This window comes from Corynebacterium sp. c8Ua_99 (assembly GCF_039907185.1).
GTDB classification, from domain to species: domain Bacteria; phylum Actinomycetota; class Actinomycetes; order Mycobacteriales; family Mycobacteriaceae; genus Corynebacterium; species Corynebacterium jeikeium_D.
In genome coordinates this window covers 1-13,534 of the sequence record NZ_JASBOG010000014.1, presented here as the reverse complement: position 1 = coordinate 13,534, position 13,534 = coordinate 1, and the positions used below count along the sequence as shown (strand labels likewise).

Sequence of the window (13,534 nt, the reverse complement as noted above, 5' to 3'; positions counted from 1 at the left end):
AAGCGAGCCTCCTCTAATCGCTGAAGCGGAATGGATTGACGGCGGAAAGAAGCGCCGGGTCGTTGTCAGTTTCTCGACCTGCGACGACATCGGCCGTGAGCTTGGAACCGATGGCGGTAAGCAGAATGCCGTGGCGGAAGTAGCCGGTCGACACGGTCAGTCCTGGAGCCACGCGACCAATCATGGGGACATCGTCTGGGGAGCCAGGCCGGGCGCGGGCGGTCATCTCGTAGATTTCGCAGTCGAGAATGCCGGGCACCAGGCGGTATGCGTCGCGGAGTAGCTGGTGGACTCCTTCGGCGGAGACACCGGTCAGGTCATCTTCACGCGAGGTTGCGCCGAGCACGACGGTGCCGTCGGCACGCGGGACGATATAAACCGGACGCCCCTGAACCACACCGCGAATAGTGCGAGTGACCAGTGGCTGTAAGCGCTCCGGTACACGCAGCCGCAGCACATCCCCATAGACCGGGCGCAGCGGCAGATTCAGATTCTCCGGCAGCCCCGCGATGTCAGCAGTGTTCAGCCCCGCAGCCAGAACGACCTCATCGGCGAGGTAGTCATTTCGGTCCGTACCGCGCAGCCCAATGGCTTGGCGGGGGTCGGCATCGGAAGCGTAAATAACCTCTTCCGCGCGGGTGCGGATGACGCGGTCTCCCAGAATGGTCAGCAACGCTTCGGCGAGCAGACGCGGATTGACCTGGTGATCTCCCGGAATATCCACCGCACCAACACAGCCCGGCCCCAGTGCCGGTTCTGCCCGGCGCGCCTCGGTGGCAGTGATGCGGTTAATCTCCATGCCCATGTCATGCTGCAGCTCAACGAGCTCGCTGAGTGTCTGCCGGTCAGCGGCATCGCCCGCACAAACAAACGTGGAATTCTCGATGTAGCCGACATCGTGGCCCGATTCCTCGGCGATGGCGAGGGCAAAGTCGCGGTAAAGCTTGCCCGACTCCACCATCAGCGGATACAGCGTCGGCTGATCCCACACGACTTCGGCCACCGGCGCCAGCATGCCAGCTGCGGCGAAAGTTGCGCCGGAAACGGGCTCGGCATCGAGGACAGTCACATCGAATCCCTGGCGGAGTAGTCTCCATGCCGTCGCCAAGCCGATAATCCCCGCGCCTGCGATAACAACGCTCGACGACGTATCCCCTGTGCCGCCCTCAGTTGTCGAGGCGGCACCCATAGCGGCAGCATTCACTGCCATTCCTCCCTCCGGCGGCATAACCCGCATCAGGTAAAAGCGGTCGGCGTTACTCGCCCTCTCAGCCAGCGGCATCTCATCGATACCGAGTACGGCTCCCGCGGAACGTGGTACTCCCCCATCATATGACTTCGGACTCACCGCCACGACACCGCATCCCCAACCTCGCCTAACATGGGGACATGAACGCCTCATCAGCCGCCACTCGCACAACACGACGCGCCCTGCTTGCCGACGCCCGCCTGTACCTCTGCACCGACTCGCGCGCATCCAGCGGTGATCTGCGCGAATTCCTGCACGCCTGTTACGAAGGCGGCACCGACATCATTCAGCTGCGCGACAAGAAAGTCGACACCCGCGACGAAATTGCCGCCGTAGAGGTTCTCGCCGAGGTCGCCGCTGAACACGGCAAGCTCTTCGCCGTCAATGACCGCGCCGACATTGCCGCGCTGACCGGCGCAGACATTCTGCATGTGGGCCAGGAAGACCTCACGACCGAGCAGGCCCGCCAGATCGTTGGCCCCGAGGTTCTCATCGGCCGGTCCAACCGAAATCTGGACATGTTCGCCGCCTCACTTGCCGACGATGGCATCGATTACGCGGTAATCGGTCCGGTTTATGCCACCCCGACGAAGCCCGACCGTCAGCCCGTCGGAGTCGAGATGGTCAGTGAGGCTGCGGCACTGGTGCGGAGAGTGCGGGCACAGGGATCAGCGGAGTCCCACCAGGATTCCGTGGCCGATATTGTGCGCCCACACGACCGCGGCGCAAGTGACCCCGTCAAGCCATGGTGGGCAATCGGCGGTATCAACGCCGAGACCGCTGGTGAAGTTATCGCCGCTGGTGCGGAGCGCATTGTGGTGGTTCGCGCACTGACCGAGGCAGAAAATCCGGAAGAGGCAGCGCGTGCTTTGCGCGCTGTGGTTGCGGGCGGTCGCTGAGTTTCATGGGTTAATAGACAAAAGTGTGTCCGCTCGGCGTGTCGCTGGGTGGGCACCATTTGCTATTTAGCCCTACTTCGCCCCAATGCGAGTTAGTGACTGCGTTTATGACAAAATTGGCCTGACCCTACCGGCCTGAAAGCGTCATAAACTCGCACAGTTTCACATTTGCAGCCCGTTGAGCTGGGCGTGGACCCCGCCTTTCCACACTGTTGGTTGTTGATTTCCATCGCGACGAAGCCCCGCGTGCACGGACTCCGTCGCTTCCTGTTACTCTCCGGCGAATGTCTCCAACTGCCGAATAGCGCCGGAGACAATCAACAGGTCACCTGCGGAAATGCGGTCGTCGGCAAGCGCAGGGCGGAAGCGCTGACCGCGCTTTTGTACGGCGACAACCGTAATCGGTGCGCTCTGGTTAATCTCCGCCACCGTCTTATCCAGGCAGTGGATTGGCGGCGCGACCTTGCCTACTGCGTAATCGCGGTCGAACTCCAGGAAGTCCTGGACCTTGCCGCCGATGAGGTGCGCAATACGACGACCGGTGTCGGCCTCCGGGCGAATGACGTGGTGGACACCAATCTGGCCCAGGATTTTGGCGTGGGCCTGGTTGTCGGCCTTTGCCCAAATCATGGGCACGCCCATGTCTACCAGCGCGGATGCAGTTAGCAGCGATGCCTCGATGTCACTGCCGATGGCGATAACAACACGTTCGGCTTCATCGACACCGAGCTGCTTCAGTACCTCCGGCATGGTGGTGTCGGCGGTGACCACATGGTCGAAGGTCGAAGACAGCTCCTGGACTACCTTTTCGCGATGGTCTACGCAGAGAACCTCGATACCGCCAGCGACCAGCTCCTCGCCGAGTGCCTGTCCGAAACGTCCCATACCGAGGATGACAACAGGCGAAGAGCTGGCTTGGTTGGAGAAATGCTCCGCGAAACCTGCGAACGGATTGAATTTCGAGTTAGCCAATGAAGGGCCTTTCTTCCGGATATTCATAGACGCGCTGGCGTGGGCGGGCGGCCAAGGCCGTCGCCAAGGCGATTGGGCCAACACGACCGGTGAACATCAGCACGATGAAGATTGCCTGTGCCGCCACCGGCAGGTCAGCGGTGATACCTGTGGAAAGGCCCACCGTGGCGAAAGCACTGACTACTTCAAAAAGGATTTGGTCAGTAGAAAACTGTGGCGCTAGGAAACTGACGGCGATTACTGCCAGGAATACCTGGCCAATACCGAAGGCCAGGACGACGAGGGCCTGGCGCAGCACCTTTGGGTTGAGGCGCCGCCTAGCCACGGACACGGAGGTGTCACCGCGAATCTCCGCGAGAACAGCGGCGAGAATGACTGCCGACGTCGTGATTTTCACGCCACCTGCGGTACCACCGGTGCCGCCACCAATGAACATGAGGAAGTCAGTGCCCAGCAGTGTGGACGGGTGGAAATCCGCGTAATCGAGCGCGTTGAACCCCGCGGTACGCGGGCTCACACCAGCGAAGAATGAGTTGAGTATCTTCTCCCCCGTAGTGAATCCAGACATGGCATTGGACCACTCCCCAAAAGCCACCATAAGCGTACCCAAAGCAATCAGCAGAATCGTGCCTTTAATGGTGAAGCGAGTAGTCAGCGACCAGCGTTTAGGCAGCTGTCCTCGAGTGCAGACACTAAGCCACGCTTTGCCGTGCCGCCAGGCCTCGAGCAAAACAGGAAAACCCAGACCACCCACGATGAGGGCGAAGGCCAGTGGCAAAAGCACCCAGGCATCGCTATAGAACCCGATGACATTGTCGGTATACAGAGCGAAGCCGGCGTTGTTAAAGCCGGAGATGGCATGGAACAAGCCTTCCCACACAGCTCTTCCCCAGCTGTACTCATAACCGAAGTGGAACCGCAGCGTTAGTGCCACTGCGACCACAAACTCCACCAACAGAGTGAAGCTAACAGCAGCACGGACAACCCATGAGATTTCCCCCATGTCCATACCGCGGCCTTCAACGCGGGCACCGGCACGGCGGTTAAGGCCGAGCCTTCCTGCTACGAAGAGGCCGAAAAGTGAAGCCAAGGTCATGAACCCGAGACCACCCAGCTGAATCAACAACATGATGACGACCTTGCCGAAGGTTGACCAATGGGTGGCCGTATCTACGGTGATCAGGCCGGTCAGGCTTGTTGCTGAGGTGGCTGTGAACAGCGCATCAGACAGCGCCGTGGGCAAACACATATCCCCAGGGCTCGGGGCACACTGCCCCGTGGGATGGCTATTGGCCGCCGAAATCGGCAGCATTAACAAAACCGTGCCAGCGGTTATCAGGGCGACATAACACCACACCACCAACGTCGTGGGACGAACTCCCCGACGTGATTTAGTGGCGTGCCGCGACAGCGTAATCACCATCGGAACGTTAGTCCTCGTGGCCAGCGATGTCGAGGGGAATGCTGATATTCCGCCTCTGCATATGCCGGGACTTAGCGGGGAGCTGCTTTACGACCCCAGACACCGTTGCAATATCCCGTACACATTTCGCGCCCCATCCCCGCCCCCACACCCCACCCCGCTTTGGCTACTGCGGAAACCTTGAGTTATGGTCAGATTCATGATGACACCCCTGATGAACACACCCGCGCCGTGCGGCGCACAGTGGTGGTGGCTCGCTTAAGTCCGCGAGCAACGTCACGTCATCTCATTAATGTCGACGGCAAACCCGTCAAGTACGAGCTCGCAAGAAGATAAATCTGGCGGGCTCTTTTCTTTTATCGGTTCGGCGAAGAGAACCAGGGCCCGCTGAAATAAACAACAGCAACGAAAGGCTCTCTTCAATGACTGATTACAACCCCAGCGCGGATGCCATCGCTAAGGCTTCAGCACCGACTGCAACCAGGGTGCCGTCGGCAAGCGTTAACGGCGCGGGCGAGGTGCGCGAAACCCTCTTGCCTGCATTTTTCGGTCGCTTCGGTGGACAGGAAGTGCCGGAGTTCCTGCTGCCAGCACTCGATGAGCTGGAAGCGGCTTACATCGAGGCGATGAGCGATCCGGAGTTCCAGCGCGAGCTGGAAGAACTGCGTCGCGATTTCCTCGGCCGCGCAACCCCGCTGTTCGAATGCCGACGTCTATCCACGCCGAACACGACGATTGTGCTCAAGCGCGAGGACTTGAACCACGGCGGCGCGCACAAGGGCAACAACGTGGTCGGCCAGGCGCTGCTGGCAAAGCGCATGGGAAAAACCCGTCTCATTGCTGAGACGGGCGCAGGCCAGCACGGCACGGCCACCGCGATGGCCGCAGCGCTGCTGGGACTTGAGTGCGAGATTTACATGGGCGCGCACGATGTCGCCCGCCAGCACCCCAATGTCGAGCGCATGGAGCTCATGGGCGCGAAGGTCGTTCCCGTCACCACCGGCGAGGCCGGTTTGAAGGATGCTATTGACGAGGCACTGGTCGAGTGGAGCAAGACTCTCGACTCCACTTTCTACCTGCTGGGCACAGCCGCCGGGCCGCACCCATTCCCCACTATCGTGCGTGAATTCCAGCAGGTCATCTCGGAGGAGTCACGCAGTCAGATGGTCGAGCGTTACGGCAAGCTTCCCGACGCTGTCATCGCAGCCGTCGGTGGCGGCTCCAACGCCATTGGCGCATTTGCTAACTACATCGACGACTCCGATGTCGCCCTCATTGGCGTCGAGCCTGCAGGTGAGGGACTCGACACCGACCGCCATGGCGCGCCCATCAATGGGGGCAAGACTGGTGTCCTTCACGGCATGCGCTCATTTGTCATGCTTTCCGACGACGGCGAGGTGTTGCCATCGCACTCCATCTCGGCGGGCTTGGATTACCCGTCCGTTGGCCCGGAGCACGGCATGCTGAAGGAGAATGGCCGCGCCAGCTATGTCGGAATTACCGACGAGGAGGCGCTGGAAGCGTTCCAGTTGCTCAGCCGCATGGAGGGCATTATTCCGGCGATGGAATCCTCGCATGCGCTGGCGCAGGCCATTAAGATTGCGCGGCTCCGTGAAACCAACCCTGCCGCTGGTAGCGAGCTCGGGCTGCCGGTTCACGAAGGCGATGAGCCTTTGCTGTTGCTCGTGAACCTGTCGGGTCGCGGTGATAAGGATATGGAGCAGGTCCGGGAGTTCCTGAACCAGTAGGAATAACCAGTAGGGATTGCTTCCCCACTAGCTGCCTAGCAGGAATCGGACCAAAGCTAATTCTTGTTAGGCAGCACGGCGATCGTCGGCGGCGATGCCCTGCTTCGGGTTCGCCTCCACGATGGCTTCGGCAAGCAGCGATGCCAGCGCATCCTGCTTGGATTCCTTGCCGTCCTGGAAAATCGGGGACACAGTATCCATAATCTCGTTGAATGCGTTCATCAGAGGTCACCTCTCTTAAGATCTCTTTGATCTTTATTGTTGGACTTATCCAACCGATTCTTTGCGATTCCGCAGTTGAAACAATGTTTCATCGAACCGTTTGGAACTTATGACTTGCAACCGTAGACGACAACACAAGACCTGGCAAGCACTAAACTTTATTTTTAGTTAACCTTTTGTTAACTTTTGGACGCTTTTTAGCTCAGGCACTGAGCCACAAACAGCGCCCCAACGCCACCCCATGCCTCGCTTTACCGCTCCCGACAGCGGCTTCAAAAATCGCGCTTTTACACAGCCAAAAACAGGGCGCGGAAGCATCTTTCGGTCGGACATAAACTATCCCCACTAAAAGCGCTTGCAACCATCGTTGAACATGAGTTACACACCGCGCTCAATCGTCACCCCGTGCGGGGATAGCCGTCAACTCCTCAGAGGTCAACCCCATCGGCAATTAAAGAAAAAGGGTCCCCCTGCCAGCGGAAATAGACCACCGACAGAGCTGCCGGCTGTCAAAGATGCTGCCACGAAGCCCACCCCACTCCACTATCGCCCCAACCCCAGCCTCACTTGATGTGACTGCAGCCACAGAGCCCTCAATCTGAGGCAGTTTTTCCGCCTTTAGAGCGAACGGGCGATCAAGAAAACAGAGGCCCAACGGCTCCTTCCAGGAATGCCCCAACATCGGCTCTACCAGTGGCCGCCGGTAGAGGATTTAAAGCAGCGATTCGCCCGTCGAGCTCCCTATCTCGACCGGCTGAAAAACACCCCTGAAAGGGTGAGGTAAATCACACCGTGAGCGCCACTAAAGCCGCTTTAACGACGACCAGTAAATACCCCAATACGCCGAACAGCCTCTTCCATCTCGGAAGTCTCACCGGCGAAGCAGAGGCGAACCCACTCATGGCCGTTCTCTGTGTCGAAGTCGATTCCAGGGGCAACGGCCACGCCCGTTGCAGCCAACAGTTCCCGTGCCCATGTCATGGAGTCGACGGAGTTCGGGTCGTCGTAAAGCCCTGCGATATTGGCATAGATATAGAAACCGCCGTCGGGCGGAGCGATATTACCGAGACCGACGCGGGGCAGCCCCTCGAGCAAAACGTCGCGGTTGCGTGCGTAACGCGTCACGTGCGAATTGAGCTCGGCAATGGACTCGGAGTTGAACGCTTCCACCGCCGCTGCCTGCGAAATTGCCGGTGGACAGACAGTGAGGTTGGCTTCGAGGCGATCAAGCGGCGCACGCAGCCACTTGGGAACGATTAGCCAGCCGACGCGCCAGCCGGTCATCGAGAAGTACTTACTGACACTGCCGACCACGACCGCCGCGTCGGAGAACTCGCGTGCAGACGCACACTGTCGGCCATAAGTAATGCCGTGATAAATCTCGTCGGAAATGAGCAGGCAATCGTGCTGCTCACACCACTTCGCAATGGCACGCAGCTCGTCGGCATCGATAATGGTGCCAGTGGGATTATCCGGACTGGTGACAATCACGGCCTTGGGCACGCGCGGAAGTGCCTCCAGGTGCTGGGCAGTGAGTTGGAAACGAGTCTCGGGACCGCAGTCAATCTCAACAATGTTGGCGCCGAGCGCCTGCAGCGTATTGCGGTATGCGGGATAGCCCGGGCGCGCGAGCACAATATCGTCGCCGACGTCGAGCGCTGCGAGGAAGAGTGCCACGAAACCGCCGGAAGAACCGGTAGTGATGACAACATCAGCAGCCTCCGTGGCCGTGCCGTAGTTTTCACGATGCCAGGCGGCGATGGTTTCGCGCAGCTCAGGCGTGCCGACGGCCGCTGTGTAGCCCAGAACCTGATTTTCTAAATCAGCACGCGCACGGGCAATCGCGGCAGCCGGGGCCGCGGTCGCGGGCTGTCCCACGCAGAGGAATAGAGCGTCACCGTGAGTACGCTGACGCTCCTGTGCGAGCGCGAGAACATCCATCACATGGAAGGGTGCGACCTCACAGCGGCGGGATGCTAGGTTGCGCTGGGGCTGGGATGCCTGCGGTGACTGCGAGGAGTTTAACGGCTGCGGTGACTGCGGAGATTCGGCGTGCATACCTTCATCTTTGCAGCCACCGAGGCCACCCGGGAAATCCAGTTCAACCCGGGTGGGTGCACCAGTGAGGTATCCGAGTGCAGCCTAAACACCTCGGGCATTATTTAGATGGAAATGCGGCCCTCAACTGCAGGTAGTGCAATGTCGGTGCGGTAGTGCGAGCCCTCGAGCTTAATGGTCTTGATGGTCTCGTACGCCTTGTCGCGGGCCTCTTCCAGCGTGTCACCAACGCCGATGACGTTGAGCACACGACCACCAGCGGAGACCAGCTCACCTGCAGCGTTGCGGGCAGTACCAGCGTGGAGAATGCCATCTTCCTCGCGGCCAGGCTCTGCACCTTCAATGACATCACCCGTGCGAGTCGATACCGGGTAGCCTTCAGCGGCCAGTACAACAGTCAGAGCGTAACCATCACGCCAAGACAGCGGACCGAAGTCCGCCAATGTTCCGGTAGCAGCGGCGTTGAGCAGCTGCGCCACCGGGGACTCCAGCAGCGCCAGCACGGCCTGGGTCTCCGGGTCACCGAAACGGCAGTTGAACTCAATGACAGCCGGGCCGTCCTCGCCCCAGGCCAGACCCGCGTACAGCAGACCCTGGAACGGGCAGCCGCGAGCAGCCATTTCACGAGCGACCGGTTCGCAGACCTCGGCGACAATGCGCTCAGTTGCGCCTTCCGGCAGCCAGGACAGCGGGCTGTAAGCACCCATGCCACCGGTGTTCGGCCCCTCGTCATTATTACCGACGCGCTTGTGATCCTGAGCCGGCAACAGCGGGACGACGGTTTCGCCGTCGACCAGGCAGAACAGGGAAACTTCCGGGCCGTCCAGGAAGGACTCCAGCAGCACCGGGTTACCGGCTGCCAGCACCGCCTTTGCGTGTTCGAGAGCTTCAGCGCGGTCCTTAGTGACCACAACGCCCTTGCCAGCAGCCAGACCGTCATCCTTCACGACCCAGTTCGGGCCAAAGCGGTCAATGGCGGCCTCGATGTCTTCGTCGGAGGCCTCCGGCTGAATGGCCTCTGCCGAGGCGGTCTTTACCCCAGCCGCCTTCATGACGTCCTTAGCGAAAGCCTTGGACCCCTCAATCCGAGCTGCATCAGCGTTCGGTCCGAAGACTGCGAAACCAGCGTCGCGCAGCGCGTCTGCGACACCCGCGACCAGCGGAACCTCAGGGCCAATAACAACCAAATCGGCCCCAATTTCCTTGGCCAGCGCAACAGCGCCAGCGGGGTCATCCACGACCAGTGGATGCATGGTTGCAATTTCACTCATACCCGCATTACCAGGGGCTACGTGAAGATCAGTAGCCTGCGGGTCCTTACTCATTGCGTACAACAGGGCGTGCTCACGGGCACCGGAGCCAATTACGAGGATGCGCATAGCAATCATCTTACTAATCAGCCCGGATAACTCTCATCGCACCCAACCCCTCAATCCGCTATTCGGGTTACCCTTGGCACATGAGCACAGTATTTACCAAGATCATCAACGGTGAACTCCCCGGTCGTTTTGTCTACCGCGATGACAAGGTCGTCGCATTTTTGACCATCGAGCCAATTGCGCCTGGTCATACGCTGGTCGTCCCTGTTGAAGAGGTGGACAAGTGGACGGACGCCTCGCCTGAGCTATGGGCCCACCTCAATGAGGTTGCCCAGAAGCTTGGTCAGGCTGTTGTCTCCGCTTTTGACGCTCCGCGTGCTGGCTACCTCATCGCCGGCTTCGAAGTTCCGCACACCCACATTCATATCTTCCCTGCCCACGATATGTCCGGGTACAACCTGCAGTCGGTGAATCGCAATCCTTCCGCAGAGTCCATGGATGAGGCCGCCGCTAAGCTACGGGAGGCCCTCGGGACTGACGAAGACGGAAAGTTGGTGCGCTAATCGCCGCTTCAAACGAGGATTTTCGGGAAGAACAACTTCCGGTAGCCCCTGCCCCTGAAGCGCAGGAACCGGAGGCGCATAAACCGGCTGCAGCTGAAGGATCAGCATCGCTTCCCTATGCCATCTTCCGTCCGCTGCGCGGTGTTTTCGAAGATAACTGGGGAGCCAAAGTATCCAAGTCCCGGCCGTGGCCGGTCATCCTCCTGCACGGAACAGGCCAGGTCAAGGGCATTTGGGAGACCCTTGGCGGTCAGTTGCGGGAAGATGGCTGGGCTGTCTTCGCGCCAGATTTTGGGCACCGTGCAACAGACCCCATCAATCAGTCCATCGACATGCTCGTGCCCTACATCAAGGCTGTCCTGCACGCGACTGACGCCAAGCACGCCGTTATCGTGGGGCACTCGCAAGGCGGCTTAATTGCCACCCTGCTTTCTCTACGCATTTCCAAGTACATCAAGCATGTTGTCTGTCTTGCCGCCCCCAATCACGGCACCAACCTGGGCGGCATCGCTTCCGGCATCACTAAGATTCCCGGCACGAGGTCGCTGATGAGCAACTTTGTTCAGAGCTACTGGGGCGTTTCCGGCTTGGAACAGCTCACGGGCTCAAAGATGGTTTTGAACTCCAATTCCCACGACATTCTCGGCCCCGGCGTTACTTATACCTGCATTGCCACTAAGTATGACCAGCTCATTTCCCCGCCACAGTCCTGTTTCTTGGATGACGGTGACACAGACATGGTCACCAATCTCTATGTGCAGGACACGTTCCCTCAAGCCATCGTTTTGCATGAGCAGATGGCACACGATTGGCGTCCCCGCACTCTTACTCGCGAGGCACTATTCAAGCTGGTAGGCGAGGATTTTGACCCAACCGAGCATGCGGAATAGACCGCTCCTAACGCGGATCTTCCCGCCGACAGCCGCTCGTCCGTCCCTGCCAAATCCGAGTCCGGCAGCGGGGAACCTCAGCGACCCCGTTCCGGTTATCGCATTACATGGCACGCTCGATAGTCCCGGCGCGTGGGCACCGCTTGCCGACGGGCTCCGTTCCCTCGGCCGCCGAGTCTATGTACCGGCCTACGGAAACCGCGGCACTGCTGCCCTTGCGGATTCTGTCGCCGAAGTCGAGGACTATATCAACGGAGTTTGCGCTGAAACGAACTCGGACACGGTCGACATTGTGGCTCACTCTCAGGGTGGGCTATTGGCTTTCCTGTTATTTACACGCCTAGAGAACCTTGAATACGAGCGATTTTCGTTTCGGCGTGTCATCAGTGTCTCGGGCTCTGTCGGCGGCGTAAATCTGACTGGAATTTCCCGCATTTTGGGCTGGCGAAATGGGTCTCTTGCCCGCTGGCTAATGGGACAGGCTTTAGCCGATCAAATTGCGGTAGCGGCAGGAAAATACGAACTTCCTGCCGCCAACACTGCCCCGCACCTCCGCGGGCGCAAGGCAACTGCACCTGACTGGATTAATGTCATCAGCCACCATGACAGTCTGGTCATTCCATGGTCCGATACCGCACAGAGCTTCCTGCCAGACAGTCGAACTATTTTGCTCGAATCCGAGCTGGAGGGCAGGTCTGTTGCGCATTGGAAGCAGCAAACAGACCCCGAAGTGATCGATCTGATCACTCGGCTATTGGCGTAGAGCTTCGACCTAGAACTTGGTCAACGACTCGCGCGCGGTGACGACATCCGCAAGCAGCTGCTGCGCAGCTGGCGAGGGGTTATCGGAGGTGAGGGCCTCGATGACGACGTCGGGAAGCCCTGCGGCGCGGTAGTCGTCGACAGTGACATCGCCGTACTCAAGGACGCCGTGGAGCCATGCGACTGCACGCGACTCTGGCGAAATGCAGCGTCGTGCGGTGCGTTCCTGCTGCACGAGCACATCGCGGTTTTCCACCCCGCGCATCCCCAGCCGAGCAAGAGTGCGAGCAGCAGAGATAAGGTTCTCACCGGCAACACGATCCTGCTGATTCGGGTTGGCCGGCGGCTTCTTGCGGCCGCGACGGCGCACGTAGAGCTCCTGCTGGCCAATACCGACCAGGGAACCATCGCGGTTTCGGATTACAGAGGTGTATGGAACGACCGTCGAATAGCCGCCTTCAGTTTCGGCCTTAAGCTTTTCGACCATCTCATCCGGCACCTCTACCTCGAGGTACGCACCGTTCTTACCTGGGCGGATAAATTCAAACGACCCAGTTCGGGTCCATGCCTCGTACTTCTTGACGTCCAGGCGCTGCATAACCAGCGTGCCAAACAGCACATCCGTCATCGAAAACAGCGCACCGCCAAATGCCGCGCCATGCATATTCGCAGTCAGAGCGTTTAGGCGCAGCTCCAGCCGACCTGCCGACCAGTCATCCGCAATCTCGGTGATACGGATGCCGGTGCCAAACAGCGGCGGCCAAATGTTCAGCAAGAACTTTGCCTTAGCCGGGGACATCTCTTTCTCAGCAAGCTTGTACAGGGTGCGTCGCAGCGAGGGACCAATAGACATAACTACTTACATTAGGTGCTGACCGGACGGACGCGGGTATTATTGTCCGAAAACAAAAGTGTGTCGGCTTCAGCACATGCTTTACGACGGTTCCCGCGCCCCACCTTTTATGAAGTCAGCGACTATTTAGGCAGCAAACCGTTCCGCCAGCGTATTGACGCGCCGAGTGAAGAAATCCCGCAATTGCGCGTAGCGGGGATAACCATAAATGCCGCGGTCAGCCGGGTCATCATATTCCCAGCGCTCCGTCTCTACATCTGGTGCGATGTAGTCCGAAACGTCGATTTTCCCCACAACAATGACCACATCCGCACTGTCCGCGAGAGATGGCGTGAGCTGATGAGGATCTCCATCGCACCGTGCCCCCACCTCACAGAGTGCACGCCGCGCGTCTTCATCCAGACCGCGGTCATCATCATCGATGCTGATACCTGCTGACAAAACTGTCAGGCCCGGGGCAGCTTGCCGCAGCAGCCCTTCTAGTACGCGTGAGAGTCCCATGTTTGAACTACTGACAAAGAGCACCTCTGACATGGCTCTATCGTAGAATATTTTTCTCAGAGAAATCACCCCAGC

The 13,534-nt window shown here is 59.4% G+C and carries 13 protein-coding genes and 1 riboswitch; of the genes, 5 read left to right on the top strand and 8 right to left on the bottom strand.

Translation table 11 applies throughout. The features are described 5' to 3' along the window. Positions 1 to 13: 13 nt before the first annotated feature. Complete coding sequence (thiO, locus tag QKE19_RS08565) at positions 14 to 1,189, bottom strand: glycine oxidase ThiO (protein ID WP_347890829.1); 1,176 nt, start codon at positions 1,187 to 1,189, stop codon at positions 14 to 16. Between the two features lie 7 nt (positions 1,190 to 1,196). Beyond that, positions 1,197 to 1,319, bottom strand: a riboswitch (TPP riboswitch). Positions 1,320 to 1,389: 70 nt separating this feature from the next. Here thiO and QKE19_RS08560 point away from each other — a divergent pair. Continuing rightward, positions 1,390 to 2,148, top strand: coding sequence for a thiamine phosphate synthase (locus QKE19_RS08560; protein WP_347890821.1), 759 nt, complete (start codon positions 1,390 to 1,392; stop codon positions 2,146 to 2,148). Between the two features lie 270 nt (positions 2,149 to 2,418). Here the strand turns inward: QKE19_RS08560 and QKE19_RS08555 are convergent, their stop codons facing one another. Together QKE19_RS08555 and QKE19_RS08550 are read right to left on the bottom strand one after the other, a co-directional pair. Continuing rightward, positions 2,419 to 3,120 carry a TrkA family potassium uptake protein gene (locus QKE19_RS08555; protein ID WP_070833248.1) on the bottom strand — a complete coding sequence of 234 codons (702 nt, stop codon included), beginning with the start codon at positions 3,118 to 3,120 and terminating at the stop codon, positions 2,419 to 2,421. Further along, on the bottom strand, positions 3,113 to 4,543 hold the full coding sequence (locus QKE19_RS08550; RefSeq protein WP_070856070.1) for a potassium transporter TrkG: 1,431 nt from the start codon (positions 4,541 to 4,543) through the stop codon (positions 3,113 to 3,115). Before QKE19_RS08550 ends, QKE19_RS08555 begins: the two co-directional genes overlap by 8 nt. 422 nt (positions 4,544 to 4,965) lie before the next feature. On the opposite strand from QKE19_RS08550, the gene trpB reads away from it, so the two are divergent. Next, positions 4,966 to 6,291 carry a tryptophan synthase subunit beta gene (gene trpB, locus QKE19_RS08545; protein ID WP_069359118.1) on the top strand — a complete coding sequence of 442 codons (1,326 nt, stop codon included), beginning with the start codon at positions 4,966 to 4,968 and terminating at the stop codon, positions 6,289 to 6,291. Between the two features lie 66 nt (positions 6,292 to 6,357). Here trpB and QKE19_RS08540 read toward each other — a convergent pair whose 3' ends face one another. The 3 genes from QKE19_RS08540 to purD form a co-directional block, all read right to left on the bottom strand. Then, positions 6,358 to 6,513 carry a hypothetical protein gene (locus QKE19_RS08540; protein WP_162837147.1) on the bottom strand — a complete coding sequence of 52 codons (156 nt, stop codon included), beginning with the start codon at positions 6,511 to 6,513 and terminating at the stop codon, positions 6,358 to 6,360. Positions 6,514 to 7,326: 813 nt separating this feature from the next. Beyond that, positions 7,327 to 8,454: an aminotransferase class I/II-fold pyridoxal phosphate-dependent enzyme gene (locus tag QKE19_RS08535; RefSeq protein WP_256886825.1), complete on the bottom strand. Its 1,128-nt coding sequence runs from the start codon at positions 8,452 to 8,454 to the stop codon at positions 7,327 to 7,329. A 221-nt stretch (positions 8,455 to 8,675) separates the two neighbouring features. Then, entirely contained in the window at positions 8,676 to 9,950 is a 1,275-nt protein-coding gene (gene purD / locus QKE19_RS08530) for a phosphoribosylamine--glycine ligase (RefSeq protein WP_070601145.1), read from the bottom strand. 80 nt (positions 9,951 to 10,030) lie between these two features. Here purD and QKE19_RS08525 point away from each other — a divergent pair, with 80 nt between their 5' ends. The 3 genes from QKE19_RS08525 (at position 10,031) to QKE19_RS08515 (ending at position 12,106) form a co-directional block, all read left to right on the top strand. Further along, positions 10,031 to 10,453, top strand: coding sequence for an HIT family protein (locus QKE19_RS08525; protein WP_347890820.1), 423 nt, complete (start codon positions 10,031 to 10,033; stop codon positions 10,451 to 10,453). Between the two features lie 122 nt (positions 10,454 to 10,575). Continuing rightward, positions 10,576 to 11,343, top strand: coding sequence for an alpha/beta fold hydrolase (locus QKE19_RS08520; protein WP_336314284.1), 768 nt, complete (start codon positions 10,576 to 10,578; stop codon positions 11,341 to 11,343). Continuing rightward, entirely contained in the window at positions 11,333 to 12,106 is a 774-nt protein-coding gene (locus QKE19_RS08515; RefSeq protein WP_347890819.1) for an alpha/beta fold hydrolase, read from the top strand. The genes QKE19_RS08520 and QKE19_RS08515 overlap by 11 nt, the downstream gene beginning before the upstream one ends. Positions 12,107 to 12,115: 9 nt before the next feature. On the opposite strand, the gene QKE19_RS08510 is transcribed toward QKE19_RS08515, so the two are convergent. Beyond that, entirely contained in the window at positions 12,116 to 12,958 is an 843-nt protein-coding gene (locus QKE19_RS08510) for a DUF4442 domain-containing protein (protein ID WP_005511580.1), read from the bottom strand. Between the two features lie 126 nt (positions 12,959 to 13,084). Continuing rightward, on the bottom strand, positions 13,085 to 13,534 hold a 450-nt coding region (locus QKE19_RS08505; RefSeq protein WP_347890818.1), incomplete at its 5' end, for a hypothetical protein.